General features: G+C 65.6%; 13 protein-coding genes and 1 pseudogene. 9 read left to right on the top strand and 5 right to left on the bottom strand.

The genetic code is table 11. From position 1 onward, the window contains the following. Positions 1 to 143 precede the first annotated feature (143 nt). Complete coding sequence (locus AC5Y46_RS20745) at positions 144 to 1,100, top strand: alpha/beta fold hydrolase (RefSeq protein ID WP_499946958.1); 957 nt, start codon at positions 144 to 146, stop codon at positions 1,098 to 1,100. Here AC5Y46_RS20745 and AC5Y46_RS20740 read toward each other — a convergent pair. The 3 genes from AC5Y46_RS20740 to AC5Y46_RS20730 are packed head-to-tail and all read right to left on the bottom strand — an operon-like array spanning position 1,095 to position 4,692. Next, positions 1,095 to 2,438 carry a flavin monoamine oxidase family protein gene (locus tag AC5Y46_RS20740; protein WP_499946959.1) on the bottom strand — a complete coding sequence of 448 codons (1,344 nt, stop codon included), beginning with the start codon at positions 2,436 to 2,438 and terminating at the stop codon, positions 1,095 to 1,097. The two genes, AC5Y46_RS20745 and AC5Y46_RS20740, sit on opposite strands and share 6 nt — an antisense overlap. Before the next feature lie 20 nt (positions 2,439 to 2,458). Then, a complete protein-coding gene (locus AC5Y46_RS20735) occupies positions 2,459 to 3,574 on the bottom strand; it encodes an Rv3169 family protein (RefSeq protein ID WP_499946960.1) in 1,116 nt (371 codons plus the stop codon). Further along, a complete protein-coding gene (locus AC5Y46_RS20730; RefSeq protein WP_499946961.1) occupies positions 3,574 to 4,692 on the bottom strand; it encodes a phosphotransferase family protein in 1,119 nt (372 codons plus the stop codon). The genes AC5Y46_RS20735 and AC5Y46_RS20730 overlap by 1 nt, the downstream gene beginning before the upstream one ends. A gap of 45 nt (positions 4,693 to 4,737) precedes the next feature. Between AC5Y46_RS20730 and AC5Y46_RS20725 the strand changes: the two genes are divergently transcribed. Further along, positions 4,738 to 5,334 carry a TetR/AcrR family transcriptional regulator gene (locus AC5Y46_RS20725; RefSeq protein WP_499946962.1) on the top strand — a complete coding sequence of 199 codons (597 nt, stop codon included), beginning with the start codon at positions 4,738 to 4,740 and terminating at the stop codon, positions 5,332 to 5,334. Continuing rightward, positions 5,331 to 6,155, top strand: coding sequence for an SDR family NAD(P)-dependent oxidoreductase (locus AC5Y46_RS20720; RefSeq protein ID WP_499946963.1), 825 nt, complete (start codon positions 5,331 to 5,333; stop codon positions 6,153 to 6,155). The genes AC5Y46_RS20725 and AC5Y46_RS20720 overlap by 4 nt, the downstream gene beginning before the upstream one ends. A 59-nt stretch (positions 6,156 to 6,214) precedes the next feature. Here AC5Y46_RS20720 and AC5Y46_RS20715 read toward each other — a convergent pair. Next, positions 6,215 to 7,045: pseudogene (locus AC5Y46_RS20715) on the bottom strand (DUF222 domain-containing protein); the annotation flags it as partial. A gap of 103 nt (positions 7,046 to 7,148) precedes the next feature. Here AC5Y46_RS20715 and AC5Y46_RS20710 point away from each other — a divergent pair. Genes AC5Y46_RS20710 through AC5Y46_RS20690 form a run of 5 tightly spaced genes read left to right on the top strand, consistent with a single transcriptional unit; the run spans position 7,149 to position 11,227 of the window. Continuing rightward, complete coding sequence (locus AC5Y46_RS20710; protein ID WP_499992746.1) at positions 7,149 to 8,105, top strand: DUF4129 domain-containing protein; 957 nt, start codon at positions 7,149 to 7,151, stop codon at positions 8,103 to 8,105. Beyond that, complete coding sequence (locus tag AC5Y46_RS20705) at positions 8,102 to 8,587, top strand: hypothetical protein (protein WP_499992744.1); 486 nt, start codon at positions 8,102 to 8,104, stop codon at positions 8,585 to 8,587. The genes AC5Y46_RS20710 and AC5Y46_RS20705 overlap by 4 nt, the downstream gene beginning before the upstream one ends. Then, positions 8,584 to 9,552 (top strand): AAA family ATPase, encoded by a 969-nt coding sequence (locus AC5Y46_RS20700; protein ID WP_499946967.1) that lies wholly within the window; start codon positions 8,584 to 8,586, stop codon positions 9,550 to 9,552. Before AC5Y46_RS20705 ends, AC5Y46_RS20700 begins: the two co-directional genes overlap by 4 nt. Further along, positions 9,549 to 10,808: a DUF58 domain-containing protein gene (locus tag AC5Y46_RS20695; RefSeq protein WP_499946968.1), complete on the top strand. Its 1,260-nt coding sequence runs from the start codon at positions 9,549 to 9,551 to the stop codon at positions 10,806 to 10,808. The genes AC5Y46_RS20700 and AC5Y46_RS20695 overlap by 4 nt, the downstream gene beginning before the upstream one ends. A gap of 2 nt (positions 10,809 to 10,810) precedes the next feature. Continuing rightward, positions 10,811 to 11,227 carry a hypothetical protein gene (locus AC5Y46_RS20690; protein ID WP_499946969.1) on the top strand — a complete coding sequence of 139 codons (417 nt, stop codon included), beginning with the start codon at positions 10,811 to 10,813 and terminating at the stop codon, positions 11,225 to 11,227. Positions 11,228 to 11,365: 138 nt separating this feature from the next. Here AC5Y46_RS20690 and AC5Y46_RS20685 read toward each other — a convergent pair whose 3' ends face one another. Continuing rightward, the gene (locus AC5Y46_RS20685) at positions 11,366 to 11,674 is read right to left on the bottom strand and encodes a hypothetical protein (RefSeq protein ID WP_499946970.1); all 309 of its coding nucleotides are present in this window, start codon (positions 11,672 to 11,674) and stop codon (positions 11,366 to 11,368) included. 5 nt (positions 11,675 to 11,679) lie between these two features. Between AC5Y46_RS20685 and AC5Y46_RS20680 the strand changes: the two genes are divergently transcribed. Then, complete coding sequence (locus tag AC5Y46_RS20680) at positions 11,680 to 14,883, top strand: PPE family protein (RefSeq protein WP_499946972.1); 3,204 nt, start codon at positions 11,680 to 11,682, stop codon at positions 14,881 to 14,883. Positions 14,884 to 15,003: the final 120 nt, after the last annotated feature.

Here is a 15,003-nt window from a genome sequence, read left to right as displayed (position 1 = left end):
AGCTGGGACACGAGAGGGTCTCACACGCCTGCGTGGCCGTTACCCGATCGTGTTCTGCGAATGTGACAGACCGCACATTACGGTCAGGTAAACTCGCTGAACCGGAGGGCGGCAACGGAGCCGCGGCCAAGGGGGGAGCGGCGATGAGTGCTCGAAAGTCCAGTGCGCTGGCCGAACTGATGCCACCGGGCCGCGCCATGACGGTCCGCGCCGCCGACGGAACCCCCTTGCACGCCCAAGTATTCGGTCCGCCGGACGGCTACCCGATCGTCCTGACGCACGGCTTCGTCTGCGCCATTCGCGCCTGGGCTTTCCAGATCGCCGATCTGGCAGGCGAATACCGGGTGATCGCCTTCGACCACCGTGGACACGGTCGCAGCGGCCTGCCGCGCCGCGGCGGTTACAGCCTCAAACACCTTGCGTCGGACCTGGATTGCGTGTTGGAGGCGACGCTGGCCCCGCACGAGCGCGCGTTGATCGCCGGGCACTCGATGGGCGGGATGACCATCCAAGCCTGGTCGCAGCGTTACCGCCACAAGGTCGCTCGACGCGCCGACGCCGTCGCGCTGATCAACACGGCCAGCGGTGACCTGCTGCGCCAGATCAAGCTGCTGTCGGTACCGCGGGGACTGTCCCCGGTCCGCGTGATCGCCGGTAGAACGCTGATCAACGCCATCGGCGGGTTGCCGCTGCCCAGCGCGGTCCGGATACCCAGCCAATACATGGTCGCGCTGATGGCGACCGGGGCCGAGGCGGACCCCGGCGTCGTCGAGTTGGTCTACGAGTTGTTCGCCCAGACGTTGCCCGCCGGGCGCGGCGGCTGCGCGCGGATGCTCATCGACGAGATGGGTTCGCGCCACCTGAGCCTGGACGGGCTCACGGTGCCGACGCTGGTCATCGGCAGCAAGCGCGACCGGCTGACACCGATCAGCCAGTCGCGCAAGATCGCCGGCGCCGCCCCCAACGTAGTGGGTCTCGTCGAGCTGCCCGGCGGGCACTGCTCGATGCTGGAACAGCCCGAAGCGGTGAATCAGCAGCTGCGCGGGCTCGCCGAGTCGGTGCGGGCCCGGCACGACCGGATCCGTCTGATCAGCTCATAGCAGCGCGGCCACCTCGGCGGCCGCACGCCGCCCGGACCGCACGGCTCCGTCGAAATAGCCGGTCCATTCGTCGGCCGTCTCGGTGCCCGCCCAGTGGATCGGGCCGACGGGCTTGCGCAGCACTCGACCGTACTTCGTCCAGGATCCCGGCGGCACCGCCGCGGTAGGGCCGCCCGGTGCGAATTCCTCGGTCCCCCAACGGAAATCGGTGTAGTCGATGGGTGTCAGAGCTTCGTCGCCGTACAGCGAGGCGAAGCACCGCAGCGCATCACCGCGACGCTGCTCGAAGGTGAGCGAGTCGAACGCGCGCGGGTCGACGAAGCCCAACAGGATGCCGGGCCCGTCTTGCGGGCTGACATCGAAGGTGATGAACACCGGGCCCTTGTCGAGCAGCGCCGAACCGGAAAATCCCCTGGCCCGCCAGAACGGCGTCTCGTAGGCCGCATACGCCTTGCTGAGTCGGCCCTGCGGCCAATGCTCGGCGAGCTCGGTGTATTCGGGGGGCAGCGGGGGAGTGAATTCGATCGCGGCGCGATGGGCGGGTGGGATCGCGACGATGACGAACCCTGCCTCGGCCTGACCCTGGTCGCTGGTGACGGTCACACCCGAGCCGTGCCGTTCGATGCGCCGCACCGGTGCGTCCAGCACCACTCGATCGCCGAGTTCGGCGGCCGCCCGGTCGGCGATCTGCTGCGTGCCGCCGGGGATGAGGTCCTGCTGTGCGCCGTTTTCGGTGTCCAGCAGTCGGTTCAGGCCGCCGGCCGCGCGTACGTACCGGGCCGCGTGCAGCATGGATACGTCGTCGGGTTCACAGCCCCAGGTGACCCGGGTCATGATCGCCATCAGATCCTGCGAGGATTCGGTGGCACGTACCGCGCGTAGCCACTGACCGAGGGACACACTGTCCAACTGCCCGGCCTGTCTTGCCGTCCACGGCGACGTGACGGGAACCGTGCGGGAGATCCGCTCGAACTGCCATTGCAGGCGGGCGATATCGAGCAGGCCGATCAGCGAGAGCCGGGGAATGGTTCCGCTGTATGCGCGCGCCGCGCCGCGCCAGTGGATCACGTTGTTGCCGTCGTGATAGGTCGGCACCGTCGGCAGCCCGAGTTCGTCGATCAACGCCAGCACGGCATCCTGGGTGGGGCCGACGAACGAACCGCCCCGGTCGATCGGCAGTCCCGCGACCGTGCCGGTGAACGAGCGGCCCCCGACGCGGTCTCGGCCCTCCAACACCAGCACGTCGTGCCCCTGCCGGGTCAGCTCGCGGCCTGCGGTCAACCCGGCGAAGCCGGCGCCCACCACGACAACGTCGACATTCCACGCCGGGTTCGTCACGTCTGTCAGTGAACCGCACGTCAGGGAGCGACCGTCAACCAGTCGGCGAATCCCGACGGGTCGTGGCGGCCCAGTGCCCCGTGCTCGTACAGACCCCAACCTTCCACCGGGTCCGCGTCGCCCTCCCGGCATACCGCGCGCCCCACGTGGTCGATGACGCCGAATCCGGACCGCCCGATGATGGCCGCGTCGGTCATGTCGTAGGTCAGGCGCTCGACGAACTTCTCGCCCTTCCAGGTGCCGTGCAGCCAGTCCGAGTCGCCGCCGTACCCGCCGCCGACGTGAATCGGCACCGGCAGTTTGGACTCGACGTCGAAATGGACGGGGGTGCCGTCGCAGGCGGTGGCGTCGATGGTCGCCCCGGTCGGGATGCGGGTGCCGGAACGGTAGTGGATCTTGACCCGCGGCCAGCCCAGCTGCTCGACCCGTCCGTCGCGCCAGACCCGGGTGCAGTCGTTGAGCGAGCGGAACCCGTTCGGCTCCTCCTGGATGATCAGCACGATCGCGAAGTCCTCGAACGCCATCGGGACATAGAGCCACCACATGCCCTCGAACGGCGGGTCGGCCGGCCGGCCGGCCGGCTCGGCCTCCCCGATCGGGCGGATACCCCAGGACCGGTCGCGGCTGCCGATCCAGGTCGCCGGGTCGACATCGATGGTTTCGCCGTCGATCGCCAGGTGCCCGCTCCAGCTGCCCAGCTGCGCGAACCGTTGGGCATGCAGCGTCACCCGGTTACCGGTCCGCAGGATGTGTGGCTGCTCCTGCACGACGTCGAACAGGCCTTCCCAGGTGAGATCGGCTGCGACGCCTTCTGTTTCGTCGAGCACGATCCGAATCTTGCGTAGCGGCTCGATGACCTCGACCCGGTAGCCGTTGACGTGCTGGTGCAGCCGGTCCTGATCGATGGCGTCCGAAACGTGCACCGCGGTTTGAGTGTCGCCGCGGCGGACGAGCAGGAAGGCGTCCTTGACCCCGAGGTTGGGGTAGTAGCCGATGCCGGTGATCACGAAGATATCGCCGGTGCGGTCGTGGGCGTTGAAGTAGGAACGGTCGTAGAAGTTGCGGTCCGAGGAGCCCGGCCACGCGATCGGCTGCGGGACCTGGTGTACCGGGTATTCGTCGAGTGGGCCGAGCATTATTGCTCCTCTCCGATAAGGCGTTTCATCAAACCGGCGTGATAGAACAGCGACTCCACCTCGTCGGGTTTCTCGGTTTCGCCGAAGTGAATGCGCCGCGCTCCGGTGCGCATGAAGACGCAGGCCCACATGATGCCGCAATACACGTAGAACCACTGCAGGTCGTCGAGTTGCACGCCGGTGAGCCCTCGATAGGTGTCGCGCACGTCTTCCTCGCGCATCACCTGCGGCAGTCCCGGCAGCGTCGCCAACCCGGCAAGTTCCTCGAACACCTTGTGCGCGAATATCATCCACGCCACGTCGAGTTCACGTGGACCCAACGTCACCATTTCCCAGTCCAGCACCGCCACCGGGGCGAAGTCGCGGTACAGCACGTTGCCCACCCGGGCGTCCCCCCACAGCAGGACGGGCTCGCGCTGGTCGGCTCCGGCGGGCCAATTGGCTTGCAGCCATTGGAGACTGCGCTCCACCAACGGCGAACGCCCGATGTCGGGGACGGCGAAGTCGTACCAGGACTTGACCCAGTTGAAATGCCTGCGCAGCGCGGTGTCACCGGTCAGTCCCTCGGCGAGGAAACCAAATGTCTTCTCCGCGTCGGGGATCGAGTGCAGGGTCGCCAGAATCCCTACCGACGCGTCCTGCAGCTTCCGTTGTTGCTCGACCGGCGCGTCGGCGAACCAGTTCCCGCCGAACGTATACGGCATCACATCGGGCGGGACCACGCCCTCGACGTAATCCATCAGAAAGAACGGCGCACCGAGCACCTCGCCGGTGTTCTCGATCCAGCGCACCTGCGGGACCGGCACGTCGGTCAGCTCGCCGACTTGGCGAATGACCTCGAATTGGTGATCGAGGCGATAGGTCGGAAACACCGGAACGTCTTCGTTGGTGGGGGCGACCCGGGCCACTAGCTTCTGTTCCTGCCCGTCCCAGCGGGCGGTCAGGATGATCGTCTCCGATGACATTCCGGTGGAGTCGACGCCGCTTTCTACGGTTATCTCCGGTGCCGTGGGCAATTTCGTCGACAGCCACTGCGACAGCAGCTGCGGAACGGTCGTGGTGTCGCGGCTCGAGCGTTGCATGCGGCCGACATCTTCGACCGCCGGTTCATTGGCCACGGAATGCTTCCTTCGCGAGATAATTACGATACGGTAGGTAGCGTTATGAAAGCAGACGTGCCATCCCTTGACAAGGCCTCCGGCGCCGGCCGGCCGCGGGATCCGCGCATCGACTCGGCCATCTTGGCGGCGACGTCGGAACTGCTTGTGCAGATCGGATATTCGAACCTGAGCCTGGCCGCGGTCGCCGAGCGGGCCGGGACCACCAAGTCGGCACTCTATCGGCGGTGGTCGAGTAAAGCCGAGTTGGTTCACGAGGCCGCCTTCCCGGTCGCGCCGACAGCGTTGGAAACCCCGGCCGGCGACTTCGCCGCCGACATCCGGATGATGATCGAGGCGACGCGCGACATTTTCACGACTCCTGTCGTGCGCGCCGCATTGCCGGGACTTCTTGCGGACATGACCGCCGACCCGTCGTTGAACGCCCGCGTGATGGCACGTTTCGCCGGCCTGTTCGACGCGGTCCGGGTCCGGCTGCGTGAGGCGGTTGAGCGTGGAGAGGCGCACCCGGACGTCGAACCGGGCCGTCTCATCGAGTTGATAGGGGGAGCCACGATGCTGCGAATGTTGTTGTACCCCGAACTCGACGACGCCTGGGTGGACCAGACGACCGCCATCGTCGTGCACGGAGTCAACAGGTGACGGCGATCGTCACGGGCGCCAGCCGCGGGCTGGGCCGGGCGATAGCCGTGGCCCTGGCGGCCGACGGCGCTGCGGTGGCCGTCGTCGGTCGCACCGAGGAGGTCTGGGACGAGCGCCTGCCCGGAACGATCGGCGAGACGGTCGCCGAGATCGAGTCGTCCGGCGGCCGTGCGGTGGCCGTGCGCGCCGACCTGACCGACCGCGACGATGTCGCCCGCCTGGTCTCCGAGGCGCGGGAAGCCTTGGGGCCCATCACCACGCTGGTCAACAACGCGGCCTTCACCGCACCGGGGCGACCGGGTGCGCAGCGTCGCGCCAAAGCACCCAACACCAAGCCCGACTGGCCGGGCTTCGTCAGTGTCCCGTTGGCGGCCTATCGCCGGCACTTCGAGATCTCGATCTTTGCGGCGTACGAACTGATGCAATTGGTCAGCCCGGACATGATCAACGCCGGCGGCGGCTCGATCGTCAACATCACCTCGATCGCGTCGCGGCTGCCCGGCGATGGCCCCTATTCCGACCGCGGCGTCGGAGTGCTCCCTGGATACGGCGGGTCCAAGGCTGCGCTCGAACACCTGACCCAGTGTGCGGCTTTCGACCTCGCCGACTACAACATCGCGGTCAACGCGCTGGCGCCGTCCAAACCGATCATGACCCCCGGCCTGTCCTACTACGCGCGCGACTTCGACGACGTCAGCTCGGCTGACGAATTCGCCCAGGCCGCAGTGCAATTGACGCATGTCGACCCGCGCGTGATCACCGGACGCACCATCGGTCACCACCAGGTGCTCGACGGCAGCTTCACCCCGTTCAAGGTCTGACGTGTTAGGCGGCATGTCGGTCGATCAGTGTGACGGTGATGGCGGCTTCGATTTCGCTGCAGGCTGCGAGCCACCGCGGCCGGGATCGGCCCATAGCCGTCCAGGTGCGCCGCCGCGGCGCCGTCGCCGAGCAATGTCTCGGCGGACATCACCAGGTTGACGGCGACCGGGGCCGGTACCTCGGCAGGACTTCCGGTGACGCGCTCCATGAGAGTGTCGGCCATGACCTGACCTCGGGACCGGCCGTCGAAGGTGGTGTCGGCGGCGCGGCGCAGTGCGGCATAGACCCCGACGCCCTTGGCGACCGGCAAGAGAGCGCTGACGCAGACCATGGTGTCGGGTGCGGGCCGGATCGTCACGGTGCGGTCGGCCTCGGCGTTTGCGGCGCGGTCGACCACCGCACGCGGGTCGAGCCGATAGGCGATGGCTTTGGCCGCCGCCACTATCTTCCGATCACCCAGACCGTCCAAACCGGCCTGATCGGAGCACATTTCGCGGTCCAGGGTGCGCCGCTCCTCGACGTCCAGGCAGGCTGATTCGCGCACGATCAGAGTGGCCCGCCACTCCGAGAGCGCCCCAGCCTCCAGGGCGGCCAGGGTATGGGGCATTTCGTGCACCAACGCGTTGGCAAAACCCAGATGCCGGCTGCCCCGGGCCGGTGAGTCGTGGCGAGCCAGCGCGATCTCGCTGGCCAGCCCGCGGCCCTGTTTGCGGGCAGGTACACCGGCGGCGGCCTCGGCGCTGCGGCGACACGTCGCCAGCGCGGCGGTGAGGCGGGCCTGTTCGGCGGCCGCAGCGCTCTTGCCGAGTTCAAGCGCAGTGATCCGCGCGATCAACTCGGCCTCCAAGACCTGCTGGTCGCCATCGCTTAAACCCGGTGCTTCGAACATATGTTCGACTATACCACCGATGTCTGCGACCGGCACCCCACCAAAAACTCTGGTCGGCGACCGCTCTGGACCCCGGCGTCTCGTCGCGGTTAGCCTTCGGGCTATGGGGCGAGTCGACAAGCCCACGGGACGCGTCCTCACGGTGATCGCCCTGCTGATCGTGGTCGCCGCGGCACTGCGCGGATACCTGCCCGCCCAGCACGGAACGCGACTGAAGGAAGCCGGCGGAAGTCCCGCGGCGCTGATGTTCCTCGCGGCGGCAATCGCAGCCACGCTCGGCCTGCTGGCGTTCTCGATCATCGCCCGCCTGCGCGACCCGCGCACCGCCGCACCCAGCACCGTCGACCTGTCGGAAATGCTGGGCAAGGACACCGCCCGGCCCAGTTGGCGAATAGTGCTGATCGCACTCGCGGTGATCGTGGCCTGGTTAGTGCTCGCGATCGTGCTTTCCCGCCTCTTCACCCCGCCCGATGTGGGACTGGAAGTGACGCAACCGAAGAATGTCCCGACGACGGGCAGTCCGGGCACCAACCCGCCGGTCAAGCAACATCCACAGCACAAGAACAGCGGCGACATGCTCGGCATCCTGCTTGCGACCGTGCCGGTGCTGCTGATGTTGTTCGTCGGCAGTGCGGTCGCTTCCCGACGGCGAGGAGTCGCACCGGTTGACACCGTCCGCGACGGCGACGCCGCCGAACCCCGGCCGCCGGAGAATGCCTCCGAAACATTGTTGCGCGCAGCAGAAGTCGGACTGGCCGAGATGGCAGATCTCAGCCGCGAACCACGCGAAGCGATCATCGCCTGCTACGCGGCAATGGAACGCGAATTGGCCAACGTGCCCGGCGCAGTCCCCCAGGAGTTCGACACTCCGACCGAAGTGCTGGCTCGTGCCGTCGAACACCATGCGCTGCGTGCCGACAACGCGATGCAACTGGTGAACCTGTTCGAGGAAGCGCGGTTCAGTCCGCACGTGATGGACGAAGGGCACCGTGGGACCGCGGTCCGGCTACTGGAGTTGGTGCTTGACGAGATAACACCCCGATCGGGTCTGCGGGCATGAAAAGGCTTGTGCTAACCGGCGTTTTACTCATCCTGGGAATCGAGGCACTCGCCCTGATCGTGCGCGATCGTGGTTTCGTGCTCGCCGCGACGGGAATTGGCGCGGCCTTGGTCCTGCTCAACATCCGCAGGGTCCTCGGCCACCCGAACGAGCCTGTCGCCGAACCGGACTCCGACGATCCCGGGGACGGGCTGCGCCGCTGGTTGTCCAACACCGAGACGACGATCCGCTGGTCAGAGTCCACCCGCGCAGACTGGGACCGCCACCTGCGCCCGATGCTCGCCCGTCGCTACCAAATGGCCACCGGCCAACGACACGCCAAGGATCCCACGGCGTATAACGCAACCGGCGAGATGCTGTTCGGCCCGCAGCTTTGGGAATGGGTCGATCCCAACAACGTCGGGAATGCCGACAGCCACCGACAATCGGGACCCGGTCGCGAGGCGCTCGAAGAGATCCTGCGAAGGTTGGAGCAAGTATGACGATGCCCGCAGCGACAACCACTGCCAATTGCGAGGCGGTACTCGACGAGATCGAACGCGTCGTGGTAGGCAAACGGCCGGCGTTGACGCTCATCTTGACCGCGGTCCTGGCGGGCGGTCACGTCCTGATCGAAGACCTACCCGGGCTGGGCAAGACGTTGATCGCGCGTTCGTTCGCCTCGGCGCTGGGGCTGGAGTTCACCCGCGTGCAGTTCACCCCGGATCTGCTGCCGGCCGACCTGCTCGGCTCGACCATCTACGACATGCAGTCCGGCCGTTTCGATTTCCGCCGCGGACCGATCTTCACCAACCTGCTGCTCGCCGACGAGATCAACCGCACCCCGCCCAAGACGCAGGCCGCCCTGCTCGAGGCGATGGCCGAGGGGCAGGTCAGCATCGACGGCCAAACCCACCGGCTGCCCACGCCGTTCATCGTCCTGGCCACCGACAATCCGATCGAGTACGAAGGCACCTATCCGTTGCCGGAAGCGCAACTGGACCGGTTCTCGATCCGGCTGGAACTGCGTTACCTCTCCGAGCAGGACGAGGCGGCGATGCTGCGCCGACGGCTGGATCGCGGTTCGGCGCAGCCGACGGTGAACCAAGTGGTCGACGCACACGATCTGCTGGCGATGCGCGAATCGGTCGAGCAGGTCACGGTGCACGAGGACGTTCTGCGCTACGTCGTCTCGCTGGCCACCGCGACCCGGCACCACCCGCAGGTTTCCGTCGGGGCCAGCCCGCGTGCCGAACTGGACCTGGTACAACTCGCCCGCGCCCGTGCGCTGCTGCTCGGTCGCGACTACGTGATCCCCGAAGACGTCAAGGCTCTCGCCACCGCCGCTGTCGCACACCGCATCACGCTGCGTCCGGAGATGTGGGTGCGCAAGATCCAGGGCGCTGACGTGGTAGGCGAACTACTGCGGCGGTTGCCGGTTCCGCGGGCCAACGGTGGATCGGTGTGATCCAGACTCGGGAAGTCGAGTTGCGCTGGCGTGCTTCGCAATTGACCCTTGCGATCGCCACCGGCGCCGGAGTGGCGCTGGCGGTCGCCGTGATCAGCGGGCGCTGGCAGTTGATCGCTTTCGTCGCACCGCTGCTCGGGGTGCTGTGCTCGCTGGGTTGGCAGCGGCCGGCCCCGAACGTGCAGGTACACGCGGACCCGGATACCCAACGGTGCTTCGAGGGTGAAGACGCAAAGATAACGGTCTGGAGCACAACGGATTCCGAGGACGCGGTCACAGCCCTGACGGTATCGGCGCTACCTGGCATGCAACTCGATGTGGTGGATGGCGGCCAGGGAAAATCGGTGACCGCGGTCACCCATCGGTGGGGGCGCTATCCGATCACGGTTCGCGTGGACGTGGTGGCGCGCGGTGGTCTGGTGCGGGGGACCGGGACCGCTGACGTCTCCGCCGTCATCGTCTTCCCGCTGACACCGCCGCAATCGACATCGATTCCGCAGACCGAGCTGCTCGATCGGTTGGGTGCCCATCTCACCCGCCATGTCGGTCCGGGCGTCGAATACGCCGACATCCGCCCTTACGTTCCCGGAGATCAACTGCGCGCGGTGAATTGGGCGGTCAGCGCACGCCGGGGCCGACTGCATGTCACGCAACGGCTGACCGACCGCGCGGCTGACGTGGTAGTGCTCATCGACACGTATCGCCAGCCGGCGGGACCCGCGACCGAGGCCACCGAGCGCGTGGTGCGCGGCGCCGCCCAAGTGGTGCAGACGGCGCTGCGTAACGGAGACCGGGCCGGGATCGTCGCGCTGGGCGGCAATCGCCCGCGCTGGCTGGGCGCCGACATCGGGCAACGGCAGTTCTACCGGGTGCTGGATACCGTGCTCGGTGCCGGTGAGCAGTTCGACAACGCCACGGGCACATTGGCGCCCCGCGCCGCCGTCCCGGCGGGTGCGATCGTGTTCGCGTTCTCCACCCTGCTCGACACCGAATTCGCTTTGGCGCTCATCGATCTGCGCCGGCGCGGTCATGTGGTGGTGGCCGTGGACGTCCTCGACGGCTCACCGTTCGAAGGTGAACTCGATCCGCTGGTGGACAAGATGTGGACGTTGCAACGTTCGGCGATGTACCGCGACATGGCCACCGTTGGTGTGGATGTGCTGTCCTGGCCCGGGGATCGCTCGCTGGAACAGTCCTTGGGCGGGCTGCCCGACCGCCGCCGCCGGATCCGGCGTCAACTGCAGGGCAGGCACTGAAGATGCCGTCGCGCGCACAGAGCATTGTTTCCGCGGCGTTCGGCTTGCTGATGGTGGGATTGGCTGCCGCCGGCTCGCACGGACCGGTGCTGGTGTTGGCGGCGACGGCGGTGCTGGCAGTGGGAGCGGGAACGATAAATCGCTCGGCCGCAACGATTTCCGTGCTGCTGACGGTAGCGGTCATCGTCGGCGCCGATACCCCGCAGGTATTCGCCGCGCTGTCCGGGCTGTGTGCGGCGGGTTACCTGCTGAGCCGTCATCTGGCCACATCGCCGGCGACGCTCGTCGGTGCAGTCGGGTTCACCTTCGTCGGCTTGGTCGCGACGTCGTTTCCGCTGCAACTGCCGTGGTTGCCGCTATTGGCTCCGCTCGCGGTTTTGGCGATCTACGTGGTGGCTACCCGGCCATTTCTGAATTGAGACCGGCCGGGGGCAGGATGTTGGCGCCAGACAGGCGGCGCCGATGTTCAGCCAGCGCCGGTGCTCCGGCACCTCATGCGGAGTAATTTGCTAGCCGCCTTTTCCCGCTCCAGCTCCTGTTTGGACACACCGCTGGTATCAAATAATTGCAATTACAAAGGTTCTAGTACGCTCCACCGCGGAACAAAAGGCGGTCGCCCACAACCGAACATCAACTTCAAGGGTCCGGTTCGTTTGACGCCGGTCAGGCGGCAGGCATTGTGCACTCGTCCATGAAGCGAAGCGGTGTGGACGTACCCGCACGACGAGATTCCATTGATTCGCGTGCGGAAACAATTTGCCGAATTCCCGATATCCCGCCTTCGACTTTCCTAGAGTCTTCATGGTGTTCGCGTTGACCGCGATCACTTCGCTCGCCTGCTGCATTCGCCCGTTGAAGGGGGACATCGGTCATGAGTTTCTTCGTATTGCCGCCGGAGATCAATTCGTTGCGGATTTTCGCCGGTGCGGGATCCGCGCCGATGTTGGAGGCCGCAGCGGCCTGGAACGGCTTGGCTGAGGAGTTGGCAACGGCGGCACAATCTTTCGCGTCGGTGACCTCGAGTCTGGCTGGACAGGCGTGGCAGGGTGCGGCGGCGGCGCAGATGGCTGCCGCGGCGGCTCCGTACGCGAGTTGGCTCTCCGCGGCGGCGGCACGAGCGGTGGGAGCGGCCGGTTCGGCCCAGGCCGTGGTGAGCGCATTCGAGGCCGCGCAGGCGGCGACCGTGCATCCATTGGCGGTGTCGGCGAACCGAAATGCGTTCGTGCAGTTGGTGGTCTCGAACCTATTCGGCCAGAATGCGCCGGCAATCGCGGCCGCCGAGAGCATCTACGAGGAGTTCTGGGCCGCCGACGTCGCGGCGATGGTGGGCTACTACAGCGGAGCGGCTGCGGCGGCGTCGCAGTTGGCTTCGTGGGTAACGAGCTTGCCGGCTCTGGGTCAGGTCGCATCCGGAGCCGCAGCCGCGGTGGCGGCGGCGATTCCGGCGATCAACACGGGCTTGGGCAACATCGGTACGTGGAACCTTGGCGGGGGCAACCTGGGCGACTTCAACCTGGGGAACGGCAACTTCGGCAGTGTCAACCTGGGTAGCGGAAACACTGGCAACCTGAACTTCGGCGGCGGAAACTTCGGTTCGTACAACTTCGGTTTCGGAAACAACGGTTACATCAACCTGGGCCTCGGAAATATTGGCCAGTCCAACCTCGGTTTTGGAAATAACGGTTTCGGCAACATTTTCGGCTTCGGGAACTCCGGTAACGGCAATATCCTTGGCGGGAACCTCGGTAGCACGAATTACGGTAGCGGGAATTTGGGTTCCTTCAACCTGGGTAGCGGCAACCTGGGATTCAACAATATCGGGTTCGGCAACAACGGAAACCTGAACTTCGGCTTCGGCAACAACGGAAACAACAACATCGGCTTCGGGCTCACCGGCGACAACCTGATCGGCATCGGCGCGCTCAACTCGGGTCTCGCCAACTTCGGGTTCGGGAACTCGGGCAACAACAATGTCGGCTTCTTCAATTCTGGTGACGGCAACTTCGGCTTCTTCAACTCAGGTGACGGCAACTTCGGCATCGGCAACTCGGGAAACATCAATACCGGCTTCTGGAATGCGGGCAGCTTAAACACCAGTTTCGGCAATGCCGGCTTCCAAAACTTCGGTCCGGGTAACGCGGGTGACTTCAACATGGGTCTCGGTAATGCCGGCGGTGGAAACGTGGGACTCGGCAACGCGGGATCATCGAATACCGGCATGTTCAACACCGGTAACGCAAATACGGGCAGCGCCAACTCGGGCTACTTCAACACCGGGTATGGCAATTCAGGTTGGACCAATACCGGGTTGCTCAACTCGGGCGACCTGAACACCGGCCTAGGTAGCTCGATCACGCCGGCGGGCGTCACTTCGTCCGGCTTCGGCAACACCGGAACTGGAACCTCAGGCTTCTACAACAGCGGTGATCTTTCGTCTGGCTTCCAGAACGTCGGTGCCAGCAACAACTCCGGGTTCCATAACTTCGGTGACGGCAACGTCGGCATCAACAATGCGGGCACCAACAATGTCGGTTTCTTCAACACTGGCTCGGCCTCGAGCGGCATCCTGATTTCCGGTACCGGAGGTTCGGGTGTCGGCCACGCCGGCAGCTTCAGCAGCGGCCTGTCGAACTGGGGCAACGGCAGCGCCGGAGCCTTCAACCGCGGCGACGGCCAGGCGGGGATCTTCGGTCCGGCCAGTACGCCCGCGTTCCTGCTCGACCTGGGACCGCTGGCCCCGATCGTCAGTGCAGTGTCCGCACCGGCCGCATTCGGGCTGCCCGCCATCAACACCGGCCTGGGCAATTTCGGCGACTGGAACCTCGGTGGTGGCAACATCGGCAACTTCAACCTGGGCAGCGGGAACTTCGGCAATGTCAACCTCGGTAGCGGCAACATCGGCAACCTGAACCTGGGCAGCGGCAACTTCGGCTACTTCAACCTGGGCAGCGGCAATATCGGTCACACGAATTTCGGCAGCGGCAATAGTTTCGGCATCTTCAACTTGGGCAGCGGTAACTCCTTCGGTGACGGCAACTTCGGCATGGGTAACCGTTTCGGAAGCAACAACCTGGGCAGCGGCAACTCCGGCTCCTCCAACTTCGGCAACGGCAACCTCGGCGGTTCCAACCTCGGCAGCGGCAATCTCGGCTTCGGCAATGTCGGATTCGGAAACAACGGAAACTTCAACTTCGGTTTCGGCAATTTCGGCGATAACAACATCGGCATAGGGCTCACCGGTAATAACCAGTTCGGTATCGGTGCTTTGAACACGGGGCTCGGCAACCTCGGCTTCGGAAACTCGGGCAACAACAACATCGGCTTCTTCAACTCCGGTGACGGCAACTTCGGGTTCTTCAACTCCGGCAACGGCAACACCGGTTTCGGCAACGCGGGCGACGTCAACACCGGCTTCTGGAACGGTGGCTCGGTCAACACCGGCGTCGGCAACGGGGGCAGCTACAACTTCGGTGTCGGCAATGGTGGCAACCAGAACATGGGCATCGGAAACGGCGGCCATTACAACGCAGGCTCGGGCAACTCCGGCACCAGCAACACCGGCGACTTCAACGCCGGCGGAAACGCCGGACTCGGCGGCGGCGGCAACACCGGCTCGTTCAACTCGGGCAGCCTCAACACCGGCTACGGCAACGCGGGCAACCTCAATACCGGTCTGTTCAATGCCGGCGACGTCAACACCGCCATCGGCAGTAACCTGAACCAGCCCGGAACGACCTCCGGGTTCGGCAATACCGGCACCGGCAGTTCGGGATTCTTCAACACCGGTGACAACGTGACCGGATTCCAGAACGCCAACGGGATCGCCGCATTGCCGTCGTCCGGGTTCATGAACGCCGGCACCGCGCTGGTCGGGTATTTCAACACAGGTACTTACAACGTCGGTTTCACCAACAGCGGCGACAACAACACCGGTATCAACCTGTCGGGCCTCACGTTCAGTTCCGGCATCGGAAATTCCGGTTCGCTCTCATCGGGATTCTTCAACCTGGGCCAAGACAGCTCCGGGGTCGGCAACCGCGGCGACAACCAAGCGGGATTCTTCGGTCAGCCGTAGTCAGTTGCGCTGCGCCGCAACGAATATCACGAAAGCCCGGAAATTCGCCGACGTGCACCCTAGAGTCTGTGGGTACAGGCCGTGGGGGCGATCGCCCGAGCTCACGAGTTCAGGTGATCG

The sequence above is a fragment of the Mycobacterium sp. NGS59 genome (assembly GCF_059812345.1).
The sequence above is the reverse complement of the archived record's forward strand: the minus strand, read 5'-3'. Positions and strand labels throughout refer to the sequence as shown.